Origin of the sequence: Aneurinibacillus sp. REN35 (genome assembly GCF_041379945.2) — a bacterium.
Classification (GTDB): Bacteria; Bacillota; Bacilli; order Aneurinibacillales; family Aneurinibacillaceae; genus Aneurinibacillus.
Window position 1 is genome coordinate 58,796 of the sequence record NZ_JBFTXJ020000011.1, and the last position, 23,153, is coordinate 81,948.

A 23,153-nucleotide genomic window follows, 5' to 3' on the forward strand; every position below is an offset into this window, starting at 1 on the left:
CAGCATAAAAAAGAGGCTCGCGTTCGAGCCTCTTACCCTGTTGTGAACCTATAACCGATGCCTCGTACCGTAACGATCCATTTAGGATCAGACGGGTCGGATTCTATCTTCTTGCGGAGATTGCTGATATGAACTGCCACTGTTCTTGTATCTTCTAAGTAGTTCGTGCCCCAAATCTGTTGAAGCAGCGTCGAAGAATCAATAATCTGATTAGGCGATTGCGCCATATGGGCCAGTAAGCCGAATTCTTTCTTGGACAGCTCTACGAATTGACCATCCAGATAAACATTCTGCGTGACAAAATCGAGCGTCATCCCGGGAAACTCCAAATACCGATCTGTGGCGATAGCGGACGTACGTCGCAGGTGCGCCTTGATTTTGGCAATCAACACTTTCGGACTGATCGGTTTCGTCACGTAGTCGTCTCCACCATCGGTCAGTGCACGGATTTTCACTTCGTCTTCCTGTCTGCTGCTCAGAAAAATAATGACTGCGCTCGTCACGTTGCGCACCGTCTGGCACCACTGTATGCCGTTCTCATTAGTCAGCATAATATCGAGCACAATCAAATCCGGTCTGAATTTTTCAACAAGCTTACTTGCTGCGTCGCAGTTGTGGGCTGCGGCAACCTGAAACCCTTCATTCTCGCAATACGCTCGAATTATTTCACAGAGGTGAAGATCATCGTCTACAATGAGTATTTTGCTATGTTTCATCGTGTTCACCCGCCTTGCTCCATTTCATTGGTCATGACCGGCAAAGCAATAAAAAAGGAGCTTTCAGCTTTGCCTGTGCTTTCTGCCCATATTTTCCCTTCGTGAGCTTCGACGATTTCCTTGGCAATTGCCAGGCCTAAGCCGCTCCCCATCGAAGTTTGCTCAAACCCAGAAGGATAATGTTTGTAATTTCGTTCGAAGATGCGCTCCAGATGCTCTGGTTGGATGCCGCTTCCTGTGTTCTTCATTTCGATCACCGCATACTTAGCCCCATCTATCTCCCAAAAGGATAATGATAACGCAATCATTCCTCTGCGCGGCGTAAATTTCAACGCGTTAGTCATTACATTGGACAACGCTTGCTCATATCGAAGTGGGTCCGCATACACGTGCAAAGAAGTGTCTTCGTGATCGGGGGGCAGTGAAATGGTCAGTTTCCCATTTAGTTCCGCATCTTTAATAACCCATTCATATTGCTGCCAAAATTCGCGGATAAACGATTGCATTGGTACCGCGCGCATTGCAAAAGAAATTTGACTCGTCTCCAGATGCGACAGGAATGAGAGGTCCTCTATCATACGGTTAAGCCATACCGTCTTGTCGTAAACAAATTTTAAGTAGGTCTGGGATTTTTCTGGCTTTACGTTATCCTGCACTGCTTCGACATAACCGAGCATCGTAGAAAGCGGAGCTTTCAAATCGTGCGTAATATAGGATAACAATTTCTTGCGCCCTTCCTCCGAACGCAGCAATTGATCGTAGGCTTGTCTGAGGCTTTCGTTCGAAGCTGACAATTCGTTCGTGCGTTCCAATACGATTCGCTCTAGATTTTGATTGACATGGAATAAATTGTCGTTAGCCGCGGCCAGCTCCAGCGCCGCCTTTTCCTCGTTCTCGGCCGCCTTGGCAAACCTGGTTGACAATAAATACATCTGTGCAAACGTAAAGATCAGAAGTCCCCAAGTGGACGAATTTCCGAGCAGAAGCTTTTCATTGTAATAGAGAAAATCGTTGATCACGGATGCAAATGTAATTACGGAGACTGTCAAAAAAATGGCTGCTCCTTCTTTTTTTTGCATGGTAGCTTTGCACAGAGCATAAAGAAAATAGATCAAGTGAACAACAATAATGACTTCGTATGCTAGCAGCGTGTGTGTATAGATGCGAGCTGGCGCGACGACAACAATCAGACAGAAAATGGTCGCTAGCCAGCGCGAAGCTATCTGGAACCAGGAAGGTACTTCTTTGAATAAATGATAGAAATACATGGTGAAAATATACGTTCCGCTATATAGCGCCAGATACTCGATTTTAATCTGAACGCCCCATGGAAAACTCGGAAACCATTTCGTTAGAATCAGCTCTCCGACAAGCAATGAGCGAATGGCCCAGATGATGGAGAACAATCCGAAGTATAGCATTGCTTTGTCTTTCCGACGTTGCATATACAGCATGAGATGGTACGCGCCAATGATGAGCAAGCTTGCTGTTACGAACATCTCAAAGGCGATTTTTAAGTTCGTGCTTGTCGTCATTGCATCGCTGTCGCCGAGCTCAATATATTTGGTAATACCGCCCCTTAAATGATGAAAGTTAGCCACCTGCATCACTAGTTCAACTTGATCTTTTTCTGGCTGGAAATAAATCTGCTTAGTAGCTAGGCTCGGTACAGTGTTACTTCGATCCGTCCCTACTTGACCTACTTCGGTATACAATTTACCGTTGATCCACAGCTTATACGAATGAAATATCGTAGGGATTCTTAGGACGAGGTTTTTTTCCATATCCTGTTCGCGAATATGCAGCATTAAACGAAATGTCGCATACCCGTCGCCAGTCAGATGCTGCCCTTCCCAAACATATCCGTTCCAAGAGTGCGGCAATGCAATCAAATGCTTGGTTTTCAGCGGATGCTCCTGCCCAAATTCGGCAGGAGTAAGGAAAACCTTCCAGTAAAATTCCCATTCTCCCTGAAGCATTACTGATTGCTCGGATAAGTCTCTTTCTCGCAAATCAAGAGCCCCGTCTTTAGCGGCTGTTGTTACAGATGCTGGTTCACTGCATCCAGATAAACATAGCATCAAACCAAAGATGATCCCTAAGTTGATGATGCTAAGCCTAATCTTTGAAATACTCAACACCTCTTCTTTATTCATTTCGTTTTCGAAATAAGTTACGTCATCATTCACAGCTATTTTTTATAGATACAATAATTTCACTATATTATCCTTAAATCTGGTTCTTTGTGTACACTAAAAATTCTACATTTTATCTGATTCCCCTGCTTTCGGCTCAGAATGACAAAGGCTTTAGAGTCTAGCCATCGAAAATATTTGTCTTTTATTTATGGCAAAAGATAACGGAAACTGGAACTATCCCCTTGTTGTAGCAGCGGGATTTGGGATCTTCTGTCTAGATTGTCTATCACAAAGAAAAATGTTAAAGCAGGCGTATGAGGGGTAGGTTGCGCTATAGGGATATTTATGCTGCCCTACAACAATTGCAAATTACATGTATGGTTTTTAAGAGTGGGTCCTTTGATCTCACTCTTTTTGCGTTTAACGTTTCATTAATAAACTCCAATACCTGTGTTAACGCCCATAACAAATGATCATTGCACCCATATAGTAAAAGATGGATATCTAATTTGGGAAGGAGAAAAAGCATGGCGACCGAAAGCATTACCACATTAACGAGTTCGCCCAATCCTTCTGCATATGGTCAGTCCGTGACTTTTACGGCCACAGTAGTAAGTGTTCCTCCAGGCTTAGGAACACCAACGGGGACGGTTACGTTTACGGAAGGAGCTACCGTTTTAGGAACGGCTTCGTTAGATGGCGGCGGCACAGCAGCGTTAACGACGAACGGATTGAGCGCAGGTACACACCAGATTACAGCTATCTATTCAGGCGATGCTAATTTTCAGGGAAGCGCATCAGCACCTGTGAGCCAGATCGTCAATCAAGCCAGCACGACGACCACGTTAACGAGTTCGCCCAATCCCTCTGCATATGGTCAGCCTGTAACCTTTACAGCCACGGTAGTAAGTGTTCCCCCGGGCTTAGGAACACCAACGGGCACGGTTACGTTTACGGAAGGAGCTACCGTTTTAGGAACGGCTTCGTTAGATGGCGACGGCACAGCAGCGTTAACGACGAACGGATTGAGCGCAGGTACACACCAGATTACAGCTATCTATTCAGGCGATGCCAATTTTCAGGGGAGTACATCAGCACCTGTGGATCAGGTCGTCAATCCAATGAGCTGCCTTTTACAAGCAAGCTGTTTTCTATCGGATGAAAATGGTCGCCCCTTAGATCCACTGGCTAAAGGATCGATTGTATGCGGTGAAATTTTGCAGAAGGATGGACGTAAGGAGATACCAATCGTTTTGCCAAATGGAGAAAGAATCACCCTGCAAAAGGTGACAATCAGGAAGAAAGGGTTTGTTGTTGTACAAATTACGAGTGCAACCACTATGCAGCGCACGCAGCCCATCCCGTTTCACATAGTGGAAACATTTCTCCTCTGTGTCCCTCCCAAAACAAATATTCATTGCGAGATCACAAGTTTTGAATGCGAAGTAAACTTCTGGTGTGACACGCATCAAAATATTCAGCAGTTCCATATAGCTTTAACCTTATGTCAGTCTGTAGAAGTTGAGGGGAAAGTCACACTCATGGTGGAAGGTATAGACTGTCAGCCTCGTGAAGAATTATTCTCGTCCTGTTCCTCACCACATATCCCTTCTTCTATACGTAGTACAGCCTCAAGTCAGAATAACGAACAAGAAATGGTCTGTGTACAGAGTACAAAAATCTATGACTGGGTTACTCGACCCGTTAACAGTACGATAAGTATCCCGTTTGATCAAGTGAAATGGATGTAGCTTCAAGTAAGACGAGGACACGCGTATATTTTTGTATGCATGTATCTTTGTCCCTTTCCTTCTATCCTCCTCTAGCATTGTATAACGTAGGGGGAGGTGATCGTATATGGCAGGAAAATCAAAGAATTTCAAAGCCAAACTGAAGCAATCCCGAAGTTCTGTTAGGCGTGTTACACAGCTTGAACGCTTTTCTTTAAGTGGTGATATTGGTGGAGAACGGTCATTTAGCATTTCTGGCCGGAGGAATCGAAGTGTACAAGTGATCACAGTTGGTGTAATTTCATCGGCAAGCTTGGTGCTTAAAGGTGCTCGCTTTAATTTTCAAAACAGAAACATGCGGCTGCGCGTGCAGGTAAGAGGATCTAGAGCTTTTTGGCAGTCAACATCCAATAAACAGGATTTCCCTAATTTAAACCGGGTTCTGTTTACTGAATCGGCTGAAGCTAGAGGCGTAGAACTCGTTGTTTCTGTGGTTAATGTCAGCGGAAATCGTGCGGTACTTTGTCCGCAAGATGGATGGTGGCTTGATTTTGCCCTTAACAAAAGATCATAAAGGCAATCAAGAGGAACGCTCTCAGTAGGGGAGCGTTCTTTTTTAATGAGGAGGATAAAACACGAAGAAAAGAGTATACTCAATAACGAGAATAACCGATAAAGGAGCAGAAAAAATGAAAAAAAATAACGTGGTGCTACTTACGGGTTCAGCGACCGGCTTAGGTCGTGCGGTAGCGATTAAACTAGCGGAACAAGGTTATACGCTTTCATTGGTAGATTTTAATGAAGCGGCCGGACAGGAAACCCTCTCGATCGTGAAAGAAAAAGGTGCGGAGGCTATTTTTGTGAAGGCGGATGTATCGCAGGAAGCCGACGTACAAGCGTATGTAGAGAAGACGGTACAGCAATTCGGCACGATCAATTATTTTGTGAACAATGCCGGAATTATGATTCCGATGCGGCTTTTACATGAGTATGATGTCAATGAGTTTGATCGTGTCGTAGGGGTTAATTTTAAGGGAGTATTCCTCGGCTTAAAGTATGTGATTCCGATTATGCTGGAGAATGGTGGCGGAAATATCGTCAATACCGCGTCCTCAAACAGCTTCAAGCCGACTGCGTACAATGGGCTTTACTCCGCTACGAAGCACGCGGTCGCTGCCTTAACAAAATCAATCGGACAAGACTATCAGGATGTGAACATTCATGCTGTTGGTGTTGCGCCGAATATGATGAAAACAAGCATTGGCGCACAAGCAGTGACTTCGCTTACTGAGGAACGGATGGCAAAAATGATGGCAAGCACAGGGCCGAATATCCCGGCTACCGCTGAAGAAATAGCGGACGTAGTTATTTTCGCATTAACGACAGGCGCAGCGATGTTAAACGGAACCATTGTAAATTGTTCCGGTGGTGAAATTTTTCAATAGTACTACATACGTGTAACGCTCAATAAACAGGCTGGTGTCAAGAAAGACACCAGCCTGTTTGGCTTTATGCACGAATTATTTTACAGACGATACGCGCAGTTGCTCATTTGCCTTTAGAATATTCACGACAGCTTGCAACGGTTTCTTGCTACCTTTTCCACTAAGGAATGATCTTGGTGGGAACATGTCAGTACCTCCTTTCTTAGTTTGGTAACAAATGGTTTGTATTAACATTATATGTTATCCTATGTGACCATTTCAGTAGTTTTAATCACATTTTACGTAAATAGTGCACCAATTTCTTGAAATCCGCGGCATAAATATTTTCTGTTCCGTGATAGCCCTCATGTTGCCCAATGACAGAAGCGAACTTGGAGTACAGCCGATTTAAGTAGGCGTTCTCGATTTGAGCATAAAAGTGCAGTTGCTTGACATGGCTGTTCTCTTCAGCGATTTGGCCGACGAGTTCACCAAATCCATGGAAAAAGAGGCGGCTGCTGCGGTATTCCTTGGTTATAATCACGGAGTTTATAAAAGCAATCTCACCCTGGGGGTCAGGCTGATAATCGGGAGTGACATATTTGTAGTGTCCCCAACCAATCATATTGCTGTTGGTATCTTCAATCAATACAATGTGGGAATCATGAATCGATTCGAGAATATGAAATATGGTATCACTTAGAGAAAAACGTCTGTCAAAATCTGTGCGGTGGCGGATAAAAAACAGCGTGAATTGCGCATAATCCTCATCGCTTACACAGCGTCGTAATTGTGCAGACATACGATATATAGGCACCTCCTAGTTTCTTCGCTCCTGTAACGTCTCCCTGACGCGAGTATTGATATCGGGATATTTGGACAGGATGTAGTGCAGTACTTTCCGTTGCAGGGTAAGGAATACGCATGGCGTCATTGTTGTAACTGTGGCCGTCCGTGGAACATTCTCCAGCAAGGCAATCTCTCCAAAATGATCTCCGTCCTCCAGTACGGCAAGTCGGATTCGCCCCGTATCAGCCTCTGGCGATACTTTCGTAATCTCTACTTTTCCCCGCACAATAAGGTAGAACGTCTCACCAGGTTCTCCTTCATGGATAATAGGCTGTCCGGCAGTGAAAGTTTCAGTATGAAAGAGCTGCGTGATTTCTTGTAACACATCAAGATCAATACCACGGAAAAAAGGAAGTCGGGCCAGGCGTTCATCATTAATGGCCGCCTCCTGACCGCTGTGGGATAGTGATAACCCGCTCTGTTTATCCCATAGCTGCTTATAAAATCCATCTTTTTCAAGCAATTGTTGATGATGGCCGCTCTCTATCAACTCTCCTTGATCGAATACGAAGATATGATCTACGCCGGTAATGGAAGCCAGGCGGTGGGTGACGGTAATAACAGTGCGCTCATGTGATAGCTTTCCGAATGTCTCGTTAATCGCTGCCTCCGAGATTGGATCGAGGGCAGAAGTCGCTTCATCTAGGAGCAGAATGGGCGGATCACGTAAAATAGCACGGGCAATGGCAAGGCGCTGCCGCTGTCCGCCAGAGAAGTTGCTTCCTTCATCCAGCACCTGTGTCTCATACCCATCCGCTAGATTGCAGATATAGTCATGGATCTCTGCTTTCTTTGCAGCAGCAACGACTTCATCCAATGAAGCATTCGGCTTACCGATTCTGATATTCTCCAGCAGCGTCCCATGAAATAGGAAATTATCCTGAAATACGACACCGATCTGTTCTCGGTACAATCCCCGATCCAATGCCTGGAAACTGACGCCGTTAATACGAATATGCCCATCATCAGGCGCATAGAAGCCGAGCAGCATCTGGACCATGGTGCTTTTTCCAGAGCCGCTAGAACCGACAAATGCTGCCGTTGTACCAGCAGGAATACGTAGACTGACCTGCTTTAAGGCCGGCTGCTTTTGGTCATAGCTGAACGTCACATGATCCATGTCAATCGTAAGCTTTCGCTGCTCTATCCCAGGGAAGATAGAGTTGCCCGTCTCTTCTCTAGGTTGATCCAACAGGTTCCTAATTCGCTCCATGCTGACAAGTGCTTCCGTAAAAGCAGGAATGGTAAAGGTCAGATTAAACACAGAGTTGCCCATGGACGTATACATGGTGAAGAAGGCGACAAGCGAGCCGATTGTAATATGCCCTTTTAAGGCTAAATACGAGCCGAATCCGATGATGGTAAAGTTAATAAGCAGCAGGCTTACCATCGGAATGCGTTCTAGTTTCGCATTCATCACATTTTTGTTGTAGCTGCTGCGAAATAAGGACGAGAGCCGGATATTGAATTTCTCGATCATGGCCGATTGCAGGTTGAAGCCCTTGATGACTTTCTGTGCCTTAATGTTTTCCTGCACATCACTTGTCATCGAGGCAAGCTGCTCTTTATATATGCTATTGACTGATTGGGCGCGTCGGCCAAGCAAATAAGGACCGGTAAAAATCACGATCGCACCTATCAGAATGAAGACAGCCATACTCCATTGAAGATAAAACAGCACCACGGTACTGATGATCACGACGGACAACGATTGGATGCCCGTGGTAAGAATCACTGTCATGGCGCCTTCAATTGCAGGCAGATCCACAGAAAAATAAGTGATGAAGTCGCCGGAGCGGGATTTTTGAAAAGAACCGATGTGTAGGTGCTGAATCTGCGCGAATAATTTCCTTCGTAAGTCGGTTTGCACACGAGCATTCAACTTGGCTAGTATATAGTCGCTTACAATACCGGCACTAAGACAAAAAAGTCCGACAATAACCAAAATCTGTAGAATGAGAAAAAAGGCATCCATATCCCGTGGTTCAATCGCTTTATCGATAATGAATTTAAAGCTAAGCGGAGCGAGTGAAATGAAGGCAAGGTCAAGCAGCAAGGTGAGAAAAAACAGAGATGTCAGCAGCTTATAGGGACGTAGATAGCTCAGCAGATTCTTTATGACGGTTACCATGAAAACGCCTCCTCCACCTTGTCAAAAACTCGCTTCATGACGAAACTTTGCTGCATAGGTGCGCCAGGCTGAGAAGGAGGCATGATATTCATCAATTGTGCCAAAGGCAGTTTCCGAAGAGGAAACTTTTTGTGCTATTTTAGTGAAAAGCTGACGCAGGTAGGCATCTGCCGGCGCCCAGAAGTGAAATTCTGTAACTTCTTGGTCTAACTGGGCGAGATATTGCGTCAAGAACTGAAGGCCTTTAAGGAAGACCGTCGTTCCGTGATATTCTTCCTGTAGAAATACAATTTGCATTTGTATAATATGTGTATCTTCGTAGTCGTTCTCGCCGGTTCCATATATGTATCCAAATGCCCCGATTACCTCATGTTCTTCATTAAAACAAAGAAAAGATTCTCTCTCCATGAGAATGGGGCTGGCTATAAAGCTGAGTGCTACGGGGAATGAGTAAGGCAAATGCAGTTGGTTGTAATGCTCAAGCAAAAATTCGAGATACTTTTGCTGATACATTGCGGAAGAACAAATAGAAAAATAATAACTCATAGCGCTGCCTGCTCCCTTGTTTATTCTTTACAATGTAATTATATACGCAGAGACAATAGAAAGTCTGTAGTTGTAATTACAAAAGTGGAGCGATGTTGAATGATTTAGAGGCACCTACGCCATGTGCTGCGGTATCTACAATTCGCGATGCTTATATGGAAAGCCTTGCTGTGTCTTTACAGCAGGGCTTTTTGGGTTTGGACTGTGCGTGTGCGATTCATACGAAAGAAAGAGGATATCCTTAAGAAAGTCTTAAGGATTGTACGCATGGAATGTTAAGAATTGCAGCGTACACTGTGGATAGAAAGTCCCGCGGGACCGCACATGCTATACTTTGGAGGGGAGCGTGAAAAGAGATGAATGATTATACAGTACTTGTTGTTGATGACGAAAAAGAAATCCGTGATGCGATTGAAATTTACTTAAAAAATGAAGGCATGACCGTGATCAAAGCACAGGATGGCATCGAAGCGATTGAAAAATTGAACGAACACACCATTCACCTCATCATTTTGGATATGATGATGCCGCGTCTGGATGGCATCGCCACCACATTTAAGATACGTGAGGAAAAAAACATTCCCATCATCATTCTCAGTGCAAAAAGTGAGGATATTGATAAAATTCTCGGCCTTCAGGTTGGCGCAGACGATTATGTCACAAAGCCCTTCAATCCGCTGGAGCTGATCGCCCGGGTGAAATCTCAGCTGCGCAGGTATGTGACGCTTGGTACATATGAAGGCACAGAGAAAGTCATTCAATGCAACGGACTGGCAGTGGACCCGTCCGCCAAGGAAGTAACGGTTGACGGAGAGCCTGTGAAATTAACGCCGACAGAATATAAGATCGTCGAATTGCTGATCCGAAATGCGGGACGGGTGTTTTCGATCAACGAGATTTATGAGCGGGTGTGGAACGAGCCCGGCTTTAATGCCGAGAATACGGTGGCTGTTCATATCCGTAAGATTCGGGAAAAAATTGAAATCAATCCGAAACAGCCAAGATACGTAAAGGTGGTGTGGGGAATTGGATACAAAATCGAAAAATAGATGGCTTTTTATCATCTGGATTCTGTTATTTACATTCGGGATCAGCGGCATTCTTACCGTACTGTTTAGCGGGCAGGAATACATAAAAAAGGATTATTTTCATACGCCGCAGTTTGAAGGCCAGATGAACCAATTTGTGGAGAATCTAAAGCGGTATGAGTTGGCTCCCGTCAATAAGGAAGAACTGATAAAGCAGATTACCGTTACAGAAGAGGAAATCAATGAGCACCGGTACCGCTACGGCGATCTGACGACCCAAATCTCGAACATAAAAAGTCAGTATGAGCAGAAGGTTCAGGAGGCAGTGGCCGCCAATAACCAGGAGCTAATTGTGGCCTATGCGGCGGATCGGGATCGAAAAATTGCCGACATTACAAACAACTTTAAAAGTGATGACTATGTTCGCCCCAAGGTTGTCAAAGAAAAAGAACAGAAGATTGAGCAGCATGTCCGTGAGATGGAGAGGGATCGTCCAGAATTTGTAAAGGAGAAAAGCCTGTTTACCTATTATCTAAAGGACACAACGACAGGAAAAATTTATACGAATCTAAATCTGGCTCAAGGCGAGTCTGCCGATAAGTATATAAATGATAACAAGATGTTCCTCATCCGAACGTACCCTTCTCAAAAATACGATGAAATTTTAACAGAGTATGAGGCTTGGATTGAAAACGGTGAGAAAAGGGTTTCGCCAATAAAATATGATGAAGTGGCAACAGCGACACATGAGGTTCAGTTTGAAAACGGTGAGACAGTAATGTCACCGGTAAGATCAGAAAAAAAGTTTGAAGGAAAAATTGCGCTGTCCAAATCCATTCCGTCAACAAATCAGTTTATGATGGATTACCGTGATTACCGACAGAAACAACTCTTTTTGCTTGTGTACGGAATTAGCAGTATCCCTGCCCTTTTCCTTGCCTATTTTATAAACCGAAGAACGCCTGTGCTCAAGCTGATTGCAACGGAGAGATGGCAGCCTTATTATCATCATGTTCCAAAAGACGTAGCGGCCATTGCCCTGCTGGGAACCGTGCTTGTTACCCTGTTTTTTCTAGTCGTGAATACGAATATATATAATATGCATATCTACCAAGATGTGTATAGCTTTGCTATTGATAAAACGACCATGTTACTGATTATAGCCTGCTTGGTTGCGCTTGCGCTGATTCAATGGAAATTCTGGCGGGAGAGAACAAAGGAGGCGGCAATCTGGCAGGAGGACTGGCAGAGATCCCTGACTTACCGAGTATATAAAGGCATGCGAGACGCCTTTATGCTTCGTAGTCTTGGAGTGCAGCTTTTCCTTCTGTTAGGGGTTGTCTTTGCTGCGGGCTTTGGCGCAGGCATCGTTCTGCTCGAAAATGAACTAATTATTGTATATGCTCCATTATTTGTTGTCGTATGCCTGCCTACACTTTTTCTGATTATAAAAAGCGTGGGATATTTCAACCAGATTGTGGTGAACACCAACGGTCTGGCGCAGGGAAGGATGGAGTCGGATATACCGGTTACAGGGAAATCTACTCTGTCTGTGCTCGCAGGCAATGTGAATACGTTAAAGCACGGCATCAAGGTCTCACAGAAGGAACAGGCGAAAAGTGAGCGGCTGAAAACCGAACTGATTACAAACGTAAGCCATGACTTGCGCACCCCGTTAACCTCGATCATTACGTATACCGAACTGCTCAAGACGGCGGATGCGTCGAGCGAGGAGCATGCTGCCTATATTGAGATCATTGACCGAAAATCCAAACGGTTAAAGGTATTGATTGACGATTTGTTTGAGGCGTCGAAAATGGCGAGCGGAAACATTGAGCTGATGAAGGAAAAGGTTGATATTGTGCAGCTTTTGCAGCAGGCGCTTGCTGAATATAACGAAAGCATCGGAGAATCGACGCTGCAGTTCCGTGTTACAAACCCGGATGCTCCTGTCTATGCAGTGGTAGATGGACAAAAGCTGTGGCGGGTATTCGATAACCTGATCGGCAACATTCTCAAATATTCATTGGAGAACACACGAGTCTATATTGCTGTAAAAATAGTACAGAATGAAGCTGTGATCACGTTTAAAAATGTGACCAAATATGAACTGAGTGAAGATATTGACGAACTATTTGAGCGTTTTAAGCGCGGCGATACATCGCGTCATACAGAAGGCTCCGGATTAGGGCTTGCGATTGCGAAATCCATTATGGACCTCCATCAAGGTGGGATGGATATTGAGGTGGACGGTGATTTGTTTAAAGTAACAGTCTCCCTTCCTATTGTTTAAGACATGGAAAAATTAAACATACGAAGCAGCGCGGCAGGTTTTTCATCCTGCGGTGCTGCTTTTTTTATTTCAAATTATATTTTACAAAATGACATATATATATTGCAAAAAGACGCATATCATATATAATGAGTATAAGAAAAGGAAAAAAAGAACAGCAGGAGGGTGAAGGAAATGGCTTGGTTTACAAGCAAGAAACGGATAGAGGATGAGCGAATTGTCCAGCTACAGAATGTGATTTATCGGGAGATGTATCTGATCGTATTGGTTCTCTGTCTGTTGTCGATTGCAGTGAAATTTTATATGCATGGGATCGATGTGAAGCAGGTCGCGATCGAATTTCTCATTTTAATCGTTCAAGGGCTATACTATATGGGTAGAGCGATGAGCCTTGGAATTATATCAGATGAGATTGAGGTACATGATCGCACAAGCAGTGTTCCGATGAGCAAAAAGAACTTACGGACTGGCCTGGGAACCGGTGTTGCGATTGCGCTGATCTTTGGCGTTCGCAGCGCGGTAGTATATGGAGATACGCTGTCTACGCAGTTGGGGTACTTCGCCACGGTATTCTTTGCTTCTTTCATGATCTATGTTCCGCTGTTTTTTGTTGTGATTATGATCTTTCATTATGCAGCAAAGAAGGCGGGACAGAAGTCAGCTGAAGATGATGAGGATGAATAGGGTGGAGAAATGGGTGGTATCGTATGAAAAATATTAGGCTCAAGATGGCGAGGGTAGAAAAGGATTTGTCGCAGGAGGAACTGGCTAAGCTGGTCGGGGTATCACGTCAGACGATTGGTTTAATCGAATTAGGAAAGTATAATCCGACTCTGAGTTTATGTGTGGCAATATGCAAGACTTTATCTAAAACGCTAGATGATTTATTCTGGGAAGAGTAATGAAAGAAGCACAGGGAGTTCTTTATGAGAATTAATAAATTTATTAGTGAAACAGGAATATGTTCGCGGCGCGAAGCGGACAAATGGATTGAGGCCAAGCGAGTAACGATTAACGGCGTCGTTGCGGAGCTTGGCAGCACGGCGGAGCCGGGGGATGATGTACGGATCGATGGCCGTCCGATCGGCAGCAAAAAGCAGCCGGTCTACATCGTGTTGAATAAGCCGGTCGGCATTACATGTACGACCGAGCGGCATGTGAAAGGAAACATCGTAGACTTCGTTAATCATCCGGAGCGGATTTTTCCGATTGGCAGGCTGGACAAAGACTCGCAGGGGCTGATTCTCCTGACGAATGATGGAGATATTGTGAACCGCATTCTGCGGGCGGAAAATAACCACGAAAAGGAATACATCGTAACGGTAAATAAGCCGATCACCGATTCGTTCATCAAAGGGATGTCGAGTGGTGTCCGTATCCTGAATACGAAGACGAAGCCGTGCAAAATCACCCGGATCAGCGACCGGGTGTTTCGAATTATTCTTACGCAGGGACTGAATCGGCAAATTCGCCGCATGTGCCAGGTTTTTGGCTATCATGTGATGAAGCTGCAGCGTATTCGCATTATGAACATTAAGCTGGACGGACTTAAAATCGGGCAGTGGCGGAATCTAACCCGCCAGGAGTTTAAAGAGCTAATGAAGGACTTATAACAAACCCGAGGGAGAAGAGGATTCTATTTCCTTTATATTACATGTATAATATTTACATATGAATATAAAGGAGAGGAAGAAGTGAAACGAGCAGGCGTACTGCTTTTATATGCTGTATGTTTCAGCCTCATCTTTTACGCTGGCTATGCGTATTGGTATTACTTGCGGGCAATGATGCAGCAAACGCTTGAAAGAATGCCCTTTTTTATCTTTTCTGTTACATTCCCCTTCTTTTTAGGAATGATGGCCTCCATTCCGTATGTGATAAAGGAGAAGAGGCGGTTCGGAAGGTGGCGCTATGACTGGCTGAAGCTGCTTATTTTTGGCCTGCCTGCGTTTTATGTGAGCTCCTTCTATGTACTTGCCATGTATACAGCACAGTATGAGAAGCTAAATCTGGTCTTGTTCCCTGCGGTATTTGATCTGTTCATGCAGCCTTCTGTATCGGGCATTGCCTCCTTTATCCTGGGCTGTGTTGTTGTGCAGTGCTTCTATAAAGCTGAGCTACAAATGACGGTGAATCAATAGGGAGGGTGTGCGTCATAAATAAAGGGGTATGGTGGCTTGCGGTGCTTCTTGCTTGCTCTCTAGGGCTCAAATAATGGTGTACATATGGCTGCGTTAGATGCAGAGGTGATGAAGAATGCCGAGCATGTTGCGATCAAGTTTGAGAGAAAGATTCGGAACAGGTTGTAAGATTGCACCGATGGAGGCGCAATCTTTTTTATTTTGGTTTGATGAATGTTTGGATAGATTAGAAGTTGGAAATGGATAGTATCATGATCAATGGTAAAATAGAGGAATACGTAGCTGGCAGATCGAGAGGTGAAACAATGACAGAAGCATCTTTTTTTATCACAAAGGAAATGGTAAGGCGATGGTGTAGCTCTAATGCGATGTATCAGCGTGGCTTATCCTATTATCAGCATGGCAGGGTGAGTCAGCTTACATTTCACCCGTCGCAGCGCGGCTGGCATGCGGTGGTTACCGGAAGTGAAGACTATGATGTTGAGATCAGTATGGGGAGCAGAGAAATTGATGCATGGTGTGAATGTCCGGCTTATGATACATACAGATCGTGCAAGCATATTGTTGCTGTTCTTCTAGAAATCCAGGAACGACAGGATGAAGAAGAAATAGTAGTATCACCAACATTGAAGACACAAAAAGACAGCAGAAATCAGCGGATAAATAGTTGGGATGACTATAAATACGAGCAAGCAGCACAGCTTATCGATACAGTAATGAACCGGGTCAAGCCCGCAAGTGAAGAGAAACAAATCCATGGGAAGCAGCCAGTGGCGATAGAATATATATGTAAGGTGCATATGCCTGTTTCTACAGGACCAAGACTGCTTGCTATTGAGCTAAAAGTAGGGACGCAGCGAACCTATGTGGTAAAAAGTATGGAAGAATTCTTGCGTAGTGTGATAGAAGGGGATTCCTATTATTTTACAGTCAAGTTCTCTTTCGATCCGTCTGAACACTATCTTCTAGCAGAAGATCTAGAGGTAATGAAGCTCCTGAAGGAAATCATCAGCAATGAAGCGTTTTTTCGCGTACAGCAGAGTTATTATTGGGGAAGCCGGAATGACCGTTCCCTGCTTATTCCGCCTATGATTGTAGATCGGCTTTTTTCGAAACTGAATGGAAGAGCAATATCCTTTGAGGAATATACGGATGTACGCTTTGAGATTGATCCGAAGGAAAATCAGCTTCCGCTTACATTCCGTTTGGAAAAAGGATCAGGTGAGGAGTTTAAGCTTGATGTGTCTGATCTAAAGACAATCGTATTCTTTGAATCGTACGGATGGTTTTTCCAGGATGGAGTTTTCTATAAATTATCTGATGCGCAGAAGGATATGATGAGTAAGTTTGTTCCTATGCTGCGTTCTATGGAAGGTGCTTCTCTTCCGGTTGCTCAGAAGCAGATGGAAACCTTCATCTCCTATGTAGTGCCGGGATTGAAGAAGATCGGCCAGGTAGAGGTGGCAGAGCAAGTATCGGATCGCATCATCAGTCCACCGCTACAGGCAAAAATGTTTATTGATCATGAAGAAGAGCGGATGTTTGCCAAAATTGAATATCATTATGGAGATATTGTGATTGATCCGTTTCGCCCGGATGCATCCAATAGTTTTTCACGGGGAATTATTTTGATGCGAGAGATGGAAAAAGAGCAGGGCATTATGAAAATATTTGAGAGTACATCCTTCAAATATAACGGCAAAGAATGCTATATCGAAGGAGATCAAGAGATTTACGACTTCTTGTTTGCTACATTGCCGAGTCTTGCGCCTCAAGTGGAATTGTATATGAGCGGCTCAGCCCAATCCTTGACACTGTTCAGACACCATGCGCCTTCCACAAAAATCGATGTAGATTCGGGAGGGAATTTGCTAGAGATTAGCTTTGACATGGATGAAATTAATCAGGAGGAAGTCAAAGAGATCCTGCAGTCGGTTGTGGAGAAGAAGAGCTATCATAGACTGTCTAACGGAGCCTTCGTATCATTGGAGAATGATGCTTTTCGAACGATTACCCACCTGTTTACCGAATTACAGGTCAACAAGTCTCAAATCAAAGAGGGAACCCTGCAGCTTCCTGTGTACCGCAGCCTACAGATTGATGGGATTATTAGCAAGACAGATACGTATTCAGCCAGTCTCGGGAAGAATTTTCGCCGTCTTATTCAAGAACTAAAGAACCCGGACATGATTGATTTTTCCGTACCTGCGTCGTTGCATGCTAAGCTGCGGGATTATCAGCATTTTGGCTTTCAGTGGCTTAAGACACTGGCCCATTACCGTCTGGGCGGCATACTTGCCGATGATATGGGTCTTGGGAAGACGCTGCAAACCATTGCCTATCTGCTCTCGGAAAAAGAAGAAGCGAAAGAAGGGAAGCGGAAGTCACTCATCGTCGTACCTGCATCGCTTGTGTACAACTGGAAGCTTGAATGTGAGAAGTTCGCGCCGGATTTGGAAGTAGCCGTCGTGTATGGTACACGGGAGGAGCGTATGGAGTGTTTTCGTAAAGGTGAGCCTGATCTGTTTATTACATCCTATCCGCTGTTGCGGCAAGACTTTGAACTGTATGAGGAGATGGAATTTGATTCGCTTATCCTAGATGAAGCCCAAGCGATCAAAAATCACCTGACCAAAACAGCAAACGCTGTGAAAACGATCAAAGCAAAGAAACGCTTTGCGCTCAGTGGTACGCCAATCGAGAATTCCCTGGATGAGTTGTGGTCGATTTTTGATACGATTTTGCCCGGTTTTTTTTACAATCATCGTATGTTCAAGGATCTGGAACAGGAGAAGATCGCACAGATGGTACGCCCCTTCATATTGAGACGGTTGAAGCAGGATGTATTGAAGGAACTGCCGGAAAAGATCGAAACGATACATCAGTCGGAATTAACCAAGCAGCAGAAGGAGCTGTATGTTGGCTATCTTGGGAGAATCCAACAGGAGACGAGGGACTCCCTGCAAGCGGGCGGATTTCAAAAAAACCGGATGAAGATTCTTGCAGGATTGACGCGTCTTCGCCAGTTATGCTGTCATCCGGCACTCTTCCTTGAGAACTACAAAGATAAGTCAGGCAAAATGGAACAGCTAATGGAACTGATCGAAAATGCGCTTGAGAATAAGAAGCGAATTCTTGTGTTCTCGCAATTTACGAGTATGCTTGCGATTATCCGAGAAGAATTGGCGCAGAAAAATATCGGATATTTTTATTTGAGCGGTCAGACACCATCGAGAGAGCGCATAGATATGACAGAGCGATTTAATCAGGGAGAGAACGATCTTTTTCTTATTTCGTTAAAAGCGGGGGGAACAGGATTGAACCTGACCGGTGCCGATACGGTGATTTTATATGATCTGTGGTGGAATCCGGCTGTGGAGGAACAAGCCGCAGGGCGGGCTCATCGCATCGGACAAAAGAACAGTGTTCAAGTGATGCGATTGATTGCGCGTGGAACGATTGAAGAAAAAATATATGAAATGCAGCAAAAGAAAAAAGAATTGATTGAGCAGGTGATACAGCCTGGCGAGACGATGCTATCTAGCTTATCTGAAGCAGAGATCTGCGACATACTGGGAATATAGCAGGCTGATAAAACAACAAAAGCAGGTAAGGGACACTATACAGTTCCTACCTGCTTTCTTTATTGATGCCAATCAAGTGCACTTGCTATGCTTGAAAAATGCGGCTGATTTTCTTCACTTCATCATCCGTTAATCGAACATCTACTGTCTTGAGATTGTCTTTTACTTGTTCTGGTTTTTTAGCGCCAGGGATCAATACGTCAATAGAGGGCTGAGTCAAATACCAGGCGAGAACGACATGCGCAACATCAGCGTTTTTAGCATGAGCAATGTCGCGTACTTGCTCGACTTTTTCTAAATTGCGGCGGAACGCTTCTCCCTGGAACATCGGGTTTTTCGCCCGGCCATCCTCGAATGTCGTATCTTTTGTATATCGTCCGCCGAGCAGTCCGGCCGCAAGCGGAAAGTATGGAATGAATGAAATATTGTGCTCTGCTGTATATGACAGCAGCTCTTTCTCCGCTTCTCGCTTGAATAAATTGTACTCGGATTGCAGTACATCTACATATCCGTCTTTGTTAGCTTCCTTAAGCTGATCAATAGAGAAGTTCGATACACCGATCGCTTTGATTTTTCCCTGCTCCTTCAGCGCCCTTAGTGCGCCAACCGCTTCGTCTTTTGGTGTGTCTTCATCCGGAAAGTGAATATAGAACAAATCAATATAGTCGGTTTGCAGACGTCGTAAGCTGCTTTCTACCGATTCTTTCAAAAAAGCGGGTGAGTTATCCAACACAATCTTACCGTCGACAAACTTGTGAGCGCCTTTTGTAGCGATCACAACCTCGTCGCGTCGGCCTCTCTCCTGCAGTACTTCACCAATGAGTTCTTCTGAGCGTTCGGGACCGTAGATAAAAGCTGTATCCAAAAAGTTAATGCCATTGTCTAAAGCGGTGCGGACAACGTCTTTGCCTACCTCTTCACTAAGATTTGGATAGATGTTATGTCCGCCGACAGCATTTGTGCCAAGACCGATTTTATTCACATATAAGTCTGTTTTACCGATTTTTGTTTGTTCAGCCATTTCGTACAGTCAGCTCCTTTTCTCAATGTAATACACTCTTCATAACAGTACCGCTTCTGAGCCTAAAGTAAAAGCCATAGGTGTGCACTTCCTCGCCGTTTGGTACTATAAATAAAAAGAGGAGGGATGGAGTATGCTGATAGATGAGCTGGGGAAGAGAACACTTCTCGTTGATGGAGGCATGGGTGCAGAACTGATCAGAAGGATAGGTGTACCGATGAAAACCTTATTCTCAGCTCCTTCTCTAAACCTCACCCATCCTGAGATGGTCAAGCAAATTCATAAGGAGTATCTAGAAGCTGGTTCTGATATTATTACGACGAATACATTTACTGCCAACGAGCTTATGTTGAGCGTGTATGAAAAAGAAGCGGAGCTGGTGCAGCAAAATGCCCGTGGGGTACATATTGCCAAAGAAGCGGTGGAAGAGCATTTCAACAACACGGGTAAGCGGTGTTATGTCGGTGCAAATATCGGGCCGCTGCCTTTTCCAGAGAAGCACCTGCATAACAAGTCGCTGGCTGAACTTGCTAGCCTCTACGAAACCCAGTTTACAGCCCTCCTGGATGCGGAGCCGGATCTGCTTATTATTGAGTGTGCGTATCATGTAGAAACGGTAAAAGCGCTCGGCATGTTGGTGGAAAGGGTATTTCAGACCGCGTATGAGCGCATTCCTATTATGCTTACCGCCACAATCAGTGAGAATCCAAGCTATATAGACGGAGTGACTGTCGCTGAGTTTTTTGCGGCAGCCGCTCAGATGAAGCCGGATGTGGTCGGTTTCTCCTGTGGCTATGGATTGAATCATATCGAGCCTGTGCTTATGGCACTGGATAATATACCCAAAGTGCTGATGCCGAATGCAGGGCTGCCGGATGAGCAGGGTGAATATCCAACAGATCTGCGGCTGTTGGCTCGTCGAGTGGTGGACCTGAGCAGCCAATACGATATTCGAGTGCTGGGTGGATGCTGCGGTACGACTCCGGCTTATATTGCCGAGCTGTCGTCAAAGGTGTCTGCGCAAAATAAATAGAAGATGCTAAAAAGAGCGGAAATGCTTTATCGCACCCGCTCTTTTTGGTATTGTCTTGTATGCTTATATAATCCCTTGAGCCATCATCGCATCTGCCACTTTAAGGAATCCTGCGATATTGGCGCCTACAACCAGATTTCCCGGTTGCCCGTATTTCTCCGCCGCCTCTACGCTATTGCGGTAGATATTGGTCATGATTTCATGCAATTTTGTGTCAACTTCTTCAAATGTCCACGAAATTCTTGCGCTGTTTTGTGCCATTTCCAGTGCAGAGACAGCCACACCGCCTGCATTGGCCGCTTTTGCCGGTCCGAACAGAACATCATGCTGTAAGAAAAGGTCAATCGCTTCTAATGACGAAGGCATATTAGCACCCTCACCGATTGCTTTGACTCCATTGGAGATGAGAATCTTTGCCGAGACGTCATCAATCTCATTTTGTGTAGCACACGGCAGAGCGATATCACAAGGAATAGACCAGATGCCTGTGCATCCCTCATAGTATTCCGCCTGTGGATGTTCTTTTACATAATCACGAATTCGCTTTCTGTCCACTTCTTTTAGACGCTTCACGGTATCTAGATTGATGCCGTTTTTGTCATAGATGTAGCCGTTGGAATCGCTGCAAGCCACTACTTTTGCGCCCAACTGCTGTGCTTTTTCGATGGCGTAGATGGAGACATTGCCCGAACCGGACACGACAACTGTACTTCCTGCGAATTCAAGCCCTTTATCCTTGAGCATTTCCTGCACAAAGTATACCGTACCGTAGCCAGTTGCTTCTGTACGGGTTAGGCTGCCCCCGTATCCCAGTCCTTTGCCTGTTAGCACGCCTGCTTCATATCCGCCGCGCATTCTTTTGTATTGTCCGAACAGGTATCCGATTTCCCGCGCCCCTACTCCGATGTCGCCGGCCGGTACGTCAGTGTCAGGACCGATATATTTACACAGCTCTGTCATGAAGCTTTGCGTGAAGCGCATGATTTCGCCGTCAGACTTTCCTTTTGGGTCGAAGTCGGACCCGCCTTTTGCTCCGCCGATCGACTGTCCAGTGAGAGAGTTTTTGAAAATCTGCTCGAAGCCGAGGAACTTAATGATACTGGCATTTACAGAAGGGTGGAAGCGAAGACCGCCTTTGTAAGGACCGATGGCGCTGTTGAATTGTACGCGGAAGCCGCGGTTTACCTGTACTTTTCCAGCATCATCTACCCAAGGAACGCGGAAGGAGATCATGCGCTCTGGCTCGACAATTCTCTCAAGAATTCCGCTATCCATATAGGCAGGGTGCTTGGCGAATACAGGAACAAGTGAATCGAAAATCTCTTTGACAGCCTGGTGAAACTCACTTTCGTTAGGATTGCGTTTCTTCGCTGTTTCATATACTTCATCTACATACGCTTTTGCCACCTGCAGCTCATCTTTTTTGATCTCTTGTAAAGTAGTCATGCTCTCTTCCACTCCTCTTTGAGTACATACGTAGTATAAAATCTCGCAATCTATACGATGTTGATCTTCTGTATAGAAAGATAATTTGACATATCAGAATATTAAAATCGTCGTTTTTGGTAGGTTTTCTTACTAAGGAATATTCTATAAGGAATAAATAATCTAAACAATATAGAAATTAGATAAGATTAATGCCGCTATGAGATGAATGTAGAGGAAGGGAATAAGTAATGGCACAACATTGGCATAAAATACTTGAAATTCCTCATACTGATAAAGAACAATGCAACAATAAATAGGCAAAAGGAGCATAGATAATGGAGAATCAGTCGATACAGGATGCGCGTAGATCCGTACATAATGCTTATCAGGCGGTAAGTCAGCTAGAAGGAGCGCCAAATGAGAAGCAGGTCATGAATAGTGCGCGTAATGCAATGGAGCATGCACGTCACGCCATTGAACAGGCACGACACGGGGGAGAGGAAGCCGCGGTAAGTGAGATGGAGCAGCAAATAGAGCAATTACAGGCTCGTTTTGAGTCGGCACAGGATGATAGTGCCAAGCATATAAATTAGAGAAAAGAGATAGTGTGGAGCGGGGCTGTCTAAAAAGCCCCTTTACGAGTAAAGTGCATACAAAACAAAAAGCCAAGCATGTTGATGTAACAGCATTCTTGGCTTTTCCTTTTATCAAGGATTTGGCTGAAATATAACTTTCTGGACAGCCTCATTCTTGTGGAAATAAATTTAAATAAAATACAAAATATGGATTATGATATTATTATTTACAAATAAAGGGAGGGATTATAGGGGGAATCATGGGGAAGCATGGTGTTACATTATATGGAGTAGTTGTGACAGGGCCAACGAAGGAACTGCTTAAGCTAAAGCAAGATCCGATGCTAACTGCACCATATATAGGAAGGTAGATTGGTGGAACTGGGATCAGCCGAGTGCTTCAGGAAGTGAAATAAGCTATTAAGTTATAGAGGGAGAACAGGAAGCAGGCATTCTTGTTCTCCTTTACTATTATTTTCCGCATATTTATAGATTGACAATAATAGAATGGGAGGA

20 protein-coding genes are annotated in these 23,153 nt (G+C 44.7%); 13 read left to right on the forward strand and 7 right to left on the reverse strand.

The window, feature by feature from the left end:
* Positions 1–32: 32 nt before the first annotated feature.
* Entirely contained in the window at positions 33–716 is a 684-nt protein-coding gene (locus AB3351_RS17900; protein ID WP_371148517.1) for a response regulator transcription factor, read from the reverse strand.
* A 5-nt stretch (positions 717–721) separates the two neighbouring features.
* On the reverse strand, positions 722–2,854 hold the full coding sequence (locus AB3351_RS17905) for a sensor histidine kinase (RefSeq protein WP_371148518.1): 2,133 nt from the start codon (positions 2,852–2,854) through the stop codon (positions 722–724).
* A 527-nt stretch (positions 2,855–3,381) separates the two neighbouring features.
* Between AB3351_RS17905 and AB3351_RS17910 the strand changes: the two genes are divergently transcribed.
* From AB3351_RS17910 to AB3351_RS17920, 3 genes are all read left to right on the forward strand, one after another.
* The gene (locus AB3351_RS17910; protein ID WP_371148519.1) at positions 3,382–4,605 is read left to right on the forward strand and encodes a BMQ_0737 family morphogenetic spore coat protein; all 1,224 of its coding nucleotides are present in this window, start codon (positions 3,382–3,384) and stop codon (positions 4,603–4,605) included.
* Positions 4,606–4,711: 106 nt separating this feature from the next.
* Positions 4,712–5,158, forward strand: a complete 447-nt coding sequence (locus AB3351_RS17915) for a hypothetical protein (RefSeq protein WP_371148520.1) — start codon at positions 4,712–4,714, stop codon at positions 5,156–5,158.
* 115 nt (positions 5,159–5,273) lie between these two features.
* Positions 5,274–6,029, forward strand: coding sequence for an SDR family NAD(P)-dependent oxidoreductase (locus AB3351_RS17920; protein ID WP_371148521.1), 756 nt, complete (start codon positions 5,274–5,276; stop codon positions 6,027–6,029).
* Positions 6,030–6,300: 271 nt separating this feature from the next.
* Here the strand turns inward: AB3351_RS17920 and AB3351_RS17925 are convergent, their stop codons facing one another.
* The 3 genes from AB3351_RS17925 to AB3351_RS17935 are packed head-to-tail and all read right to left on the reverse strand — an operon-like array spanning position 6,301 to position 9,534.
* Entirely contained in the window at positions 6,301–6,810 is a 510-nt protein-coding gene (locus AB3351_RS17925; RefSeq protein ID WP_371148522.1) for a GNAT family N-acetyltransferase, read from the reverse strand.
* Between the two features lie 18 nt (positions 6,811–6,828).
* Positions 6,829–8,988, reverse strand: a complete 2,160-nt coding sequence (locus tag AB3351_RS17930) for an ABC transporter transmembrane domain-containing protein (protein WP_371148523.1) — start codon at positions 8,986–8,988, stop codon at positions 6,829–6,831.
* A gap of 21 nt (positions 8,989–9,009) precedes the next feature.
* Positions 9,010–9,534 carry a hypothetical protein gene (locus tag AB3351_RS17935; RefSeq protein ID WP_371148524.1) on the reverse strand — a complete coding sequence of 175 codons (525 nt, stop codon included), beginning with the start codon at positions 9,532–9,534 and terminating at the stop codon, positions 9,010–9,012.
* Positions 9,535–9,890: 356 nt separating this feature from the next.
* Here AB3351_RS17935 and AB3351_RS17940 point away from each other — a divergent pair, with 356 nt between their 5' ends.
* The 7 genes from AB3351_RS17940 to AB3351_RS17970 all read left to right on the forward strand — a co-directional run bounded on the left by AB3351_RS17940 (position 9,891) and on the right by AB3351_RS17970 (position 18,580).
* Positions 9,891–10,583: a response regulator transcription factor gene (locus AB3351_RS17940; RefSeq protein ID WP_371148525.1), complete on the forward strand. Its 693-nt coding sequence runs from the start codon at positions 9,891–9,893 to the stop codon at positions 10,581–10,583.
* Positions 10,561–12,855 (forward strand): sensor histidine kinase, encoded by a 2,295-nt coding sequence (locus AB3351_RS17945; protein WP_371148526.1) that lies wholly within the window; start codon positions 10,561–10,563, stop codon positions 12,853–12,855. The genes AB3351_RS17940 and AB3351_RS17945 overlap by 23 nt, the downstream gene beginning before the upstream one ends.
* 174 nt (positions 12,856–13,029) lie before the next feature.
* Positions 13,030–13,539, forward strand: a complete 510-nt coding sequence (locus AB3351_RS17950) for a DUF6773 family protein (protein ID WP_371148527.1) — start codon at positions 13,030–13,032, stop codon at positions 13,537–13,539.
* A gap of 23 nt (positions 13,540–13,562) precedes the next feature.
* Positions 13,563–13,757, forward strand: coding sequence for a helix-turn-helix transcriptional regulator (locus AB3351_RS17955; RefSeq protein WP_371148528.1), 195 nt, complete (start codon positions 13,563–13,565; stop codon positions 13,755–13,757).
* A 24-nt stretch (positions 13,758–13,781) separates the two neighbouring features.
* Positions 13,782–14,468, forward strand: a complete 687-nt coding sequence (gene rluF / locus AB3351_RS17960; RefSeq protein WP_371148529.1) for a 23S rRNA pseudouridine(2604) synthase RluF — start codon at positions 13,782–13,784, stop codon at positions 14,466–14,468.
* Positions 14,469–14,549: 81 nt separating this feature from the next.
* The gene (locus AB3351_RS17965) at positions 14,550–14,996 is read left to right on the forward strand and encodes a hypothetical protein (RefSeq protein WP_371148530.1); all 447 of its coding nucleotides are present in this window, start codon (positions 14,550–14,552) and stop codon (positions 14,994–14,996) included.
* A gap of 239 nt (positions 14,997–15,235) precedes the next feature.
* On the forward strand, positions 15,236–18,580 hold the full coding sequence (locus AB3351_RS17970) for an SNF2 helicase associated domain-containing protein (protein WP_373270238.1): 3,345 nt from the start codon (positions 15,236–15,238) through the stop codon (positions 18,578–18,580).
* A gap of 85 nt (positions 18,581–18,665) precedes the next feature.
* On the opposite strand, the gene AB3351_RS17975 is transcribed toward AB3351_RS17970, so the two are convergent.
* A complete protein-coding gene (locus AB3351_RS17975; RefSeq protein ID WP_371148532.1) occupies positions 18,666–19,601 on the reverse strand; it encodes an aldo/keto reductase in 936 nt (311 codons plus the stop codon).
* A 133-nt stretch (positions 19,602–19,734) separates the two neighbouring features.
* Between AB3351_RS17975 and AB3351_RS17980 the strand changes: the two genes are divergently transcribed.
* Positions 19,735–20,634, forward strand: a complete 900-nt coding sequence (locus tag AB3351_RS17980; protein ID WP_371148533.1) for a homocysteine S-methyltransferase family protein — start codon at positions 19,735–19,737, stop codon at positions 20,632–20,634.
* A 63-nt stretch (positions 20,635–20,697) separates the two neighbouring features.
* Here AB3351_RS17980 and gdhA read toward each other — a convergent pair whose 3' ends face one another.
* Complete coding sequence (gene gdhA / locus AB3351_RS17985; RefSeq protein ID WP_371148534.1) at positions 20,698–22,080, reverse strand: NADP-specific glutamate dehydrogenase; 1,383 nt, start codon at positions 22,078–22,080, stop codon at positions 20,698–20,700.
* Between the two features lie 317 nt (positions 22,081–22,397).
* Between gdhA and AB3351_RS17990 the strand changes: the two genes are divergently transcribed.
* Together AB3351_RS17990 and AB3351_RS17995 are read left to right on the forward strand one after the other, a co-directional pair.
* On the forward strand, positions 22,398–22,655 hold the full coding sequence (locus AB3351_RS17990) for a hypothetical protein (protein WP_371148535.1): 258 nt from the start codon (positions 22,398–22,400) through the stop codon (positions 22,653–22,655).
* A gap of 242 nt (positions 22,656–22,897) precedes the next feature.
* Positions 22,898–23,008, forward strand: a complete 111-nt coding sequence (locus AB3351_RS17995) for an anti sigma factor C-terminal domain-containing protein (protein ID WP_371148536.1) — start codon at positions 22,898–22,900, stop codon at positions 23,006–23,008.
* Positions 23,009–23,153 lie beyond the last annotated feature (145 nt).

What these genes read in the sequence shown, in the direction of transcription:
- AB3351_RS17925 (WP_371148522.1), bottom strand. Translation starts at nt 6,810, where the DNA reads ATGTCTGCACAATTACGACGCTGTGTAAGCGATGAGGATTATGCGCAA.
- AB3351_RS17930 (WP_371148523.1), bottom strand. Translation starts at nt 8,988, where the DNA reads ATGGTAACCGTCATAAAGAATCTGCTGAGCTATCTACGTCCCTATAAG.
- AB3351_RS17970 (WP_373270238.1), top strand. Translation starts at nt 15,236, where the DNA reads ATGGATAGTATCATGATCAATGGTAAAATAGAGGAATACGTAGCTGGC.
- AB3351_RS17955 (WP_371148528.1), top strand. Translation starts at nt 13,563, where the DNA reads ATGAAAAATATTAGGCTCAAGATGGCGAGGGTAGAAAAGGATTTGTCG.
- AB3351_RS17920 (WP_371148521.1), top strand. Translation starts at nt 5,274, where the DNA reads ATGAAAAAAAATAACGTGGTGCTACTTACGGGTTCAGCGACCGGCTTA.
- AB3351_RS17910 (WP_371148519.1), top strand. Translation starts at nt 3,382, where the DNA reads ATGGCGACCGAAAGCATTACCACATTAACGAGTTCGCCCAATCCTTCT.
- AB3351_RS17940 (WP_371148525.1), top strand. Translation starts at nt 9,891, where the DNA reads ATGAATGATTATACAGTACTTGTTGTTGATGACGAAAAAGAAATCCGT.
- AB3351_RS17975 (WP_371148532.1), bottom strand. Translation starts at nt 19,601, where the DNA reads ATGGCTGAACAAACAAAAATCGGTAAAACAGACTTATATGTGAATAAA.
- rluF (WP_371148529.1), top strand. Translation starts at nt 13,782, where the DNA reads ATGAGAATTAATAAATTTATTAGTGAAACAGGAATATGTTCGCGGCGC.
- AB3351_RS17990 (WP_371148535.1), top strand. Translation starts at nt 22,398, where the DNA reads ATGGAGAATCAGTCGATACAGGATGCGCGTAGATCCGTACATAATGCT.
- gdhA (WP_371148534.1), bottom strand. Translation starts at nt 22,080, where the DNA reads ATGACTACTTTACAAGAGATCAAAAAAGATGAGCTGCAGGTGGCAAAA.
- AB3351_RS17950 (WP_371148527.1), top strand. Translation starts at nt 13,030, where the DNA reads ATGGCTTGGTTTACAAGCAAGAAACGGATAGAGGATGAGCGAATTGTC.
- AB3351_RS17980 (WP_371148533.1), top strand. Translation starts at nt 19,735, where the DNA reads ATGCTGATAGATGAGCTGGGGAAGAGAACACTTCTCGTTGATGGAGGC.
- AB3351_RS17995 (WP_371148536.1), top strand. Translation starts at nt 22,898, where the DNA reads ATGGGGAAGCATGGTGTTACATTATATGGAGTAGTTGTGACAGGGCCA.
- AB3351_RS17935 (WP_371148524.1), bottom strand. Translation starts at nt 9,534, where the DNA reads ATGAGTTATTATTTTTCTATTTGTTCTTCCGCAATGTATCAGCAAAAG.
- AB3351_RS17900 (WP_371148517.1), bottom strand. Translation starts at nt 716, where the DNA reads ATGAAACATAGCAAAATACTCATTGTAGACGATGATCTTCACCTCTGT.
- AB3351_RS17915 (WP_371148520.1), top strand. Translation starts at nt 4,712, where the DNA reads ATGGCAGGAAAATCAAAGAATTTCAAAGCCAAACTGAAGCAATCCCGA.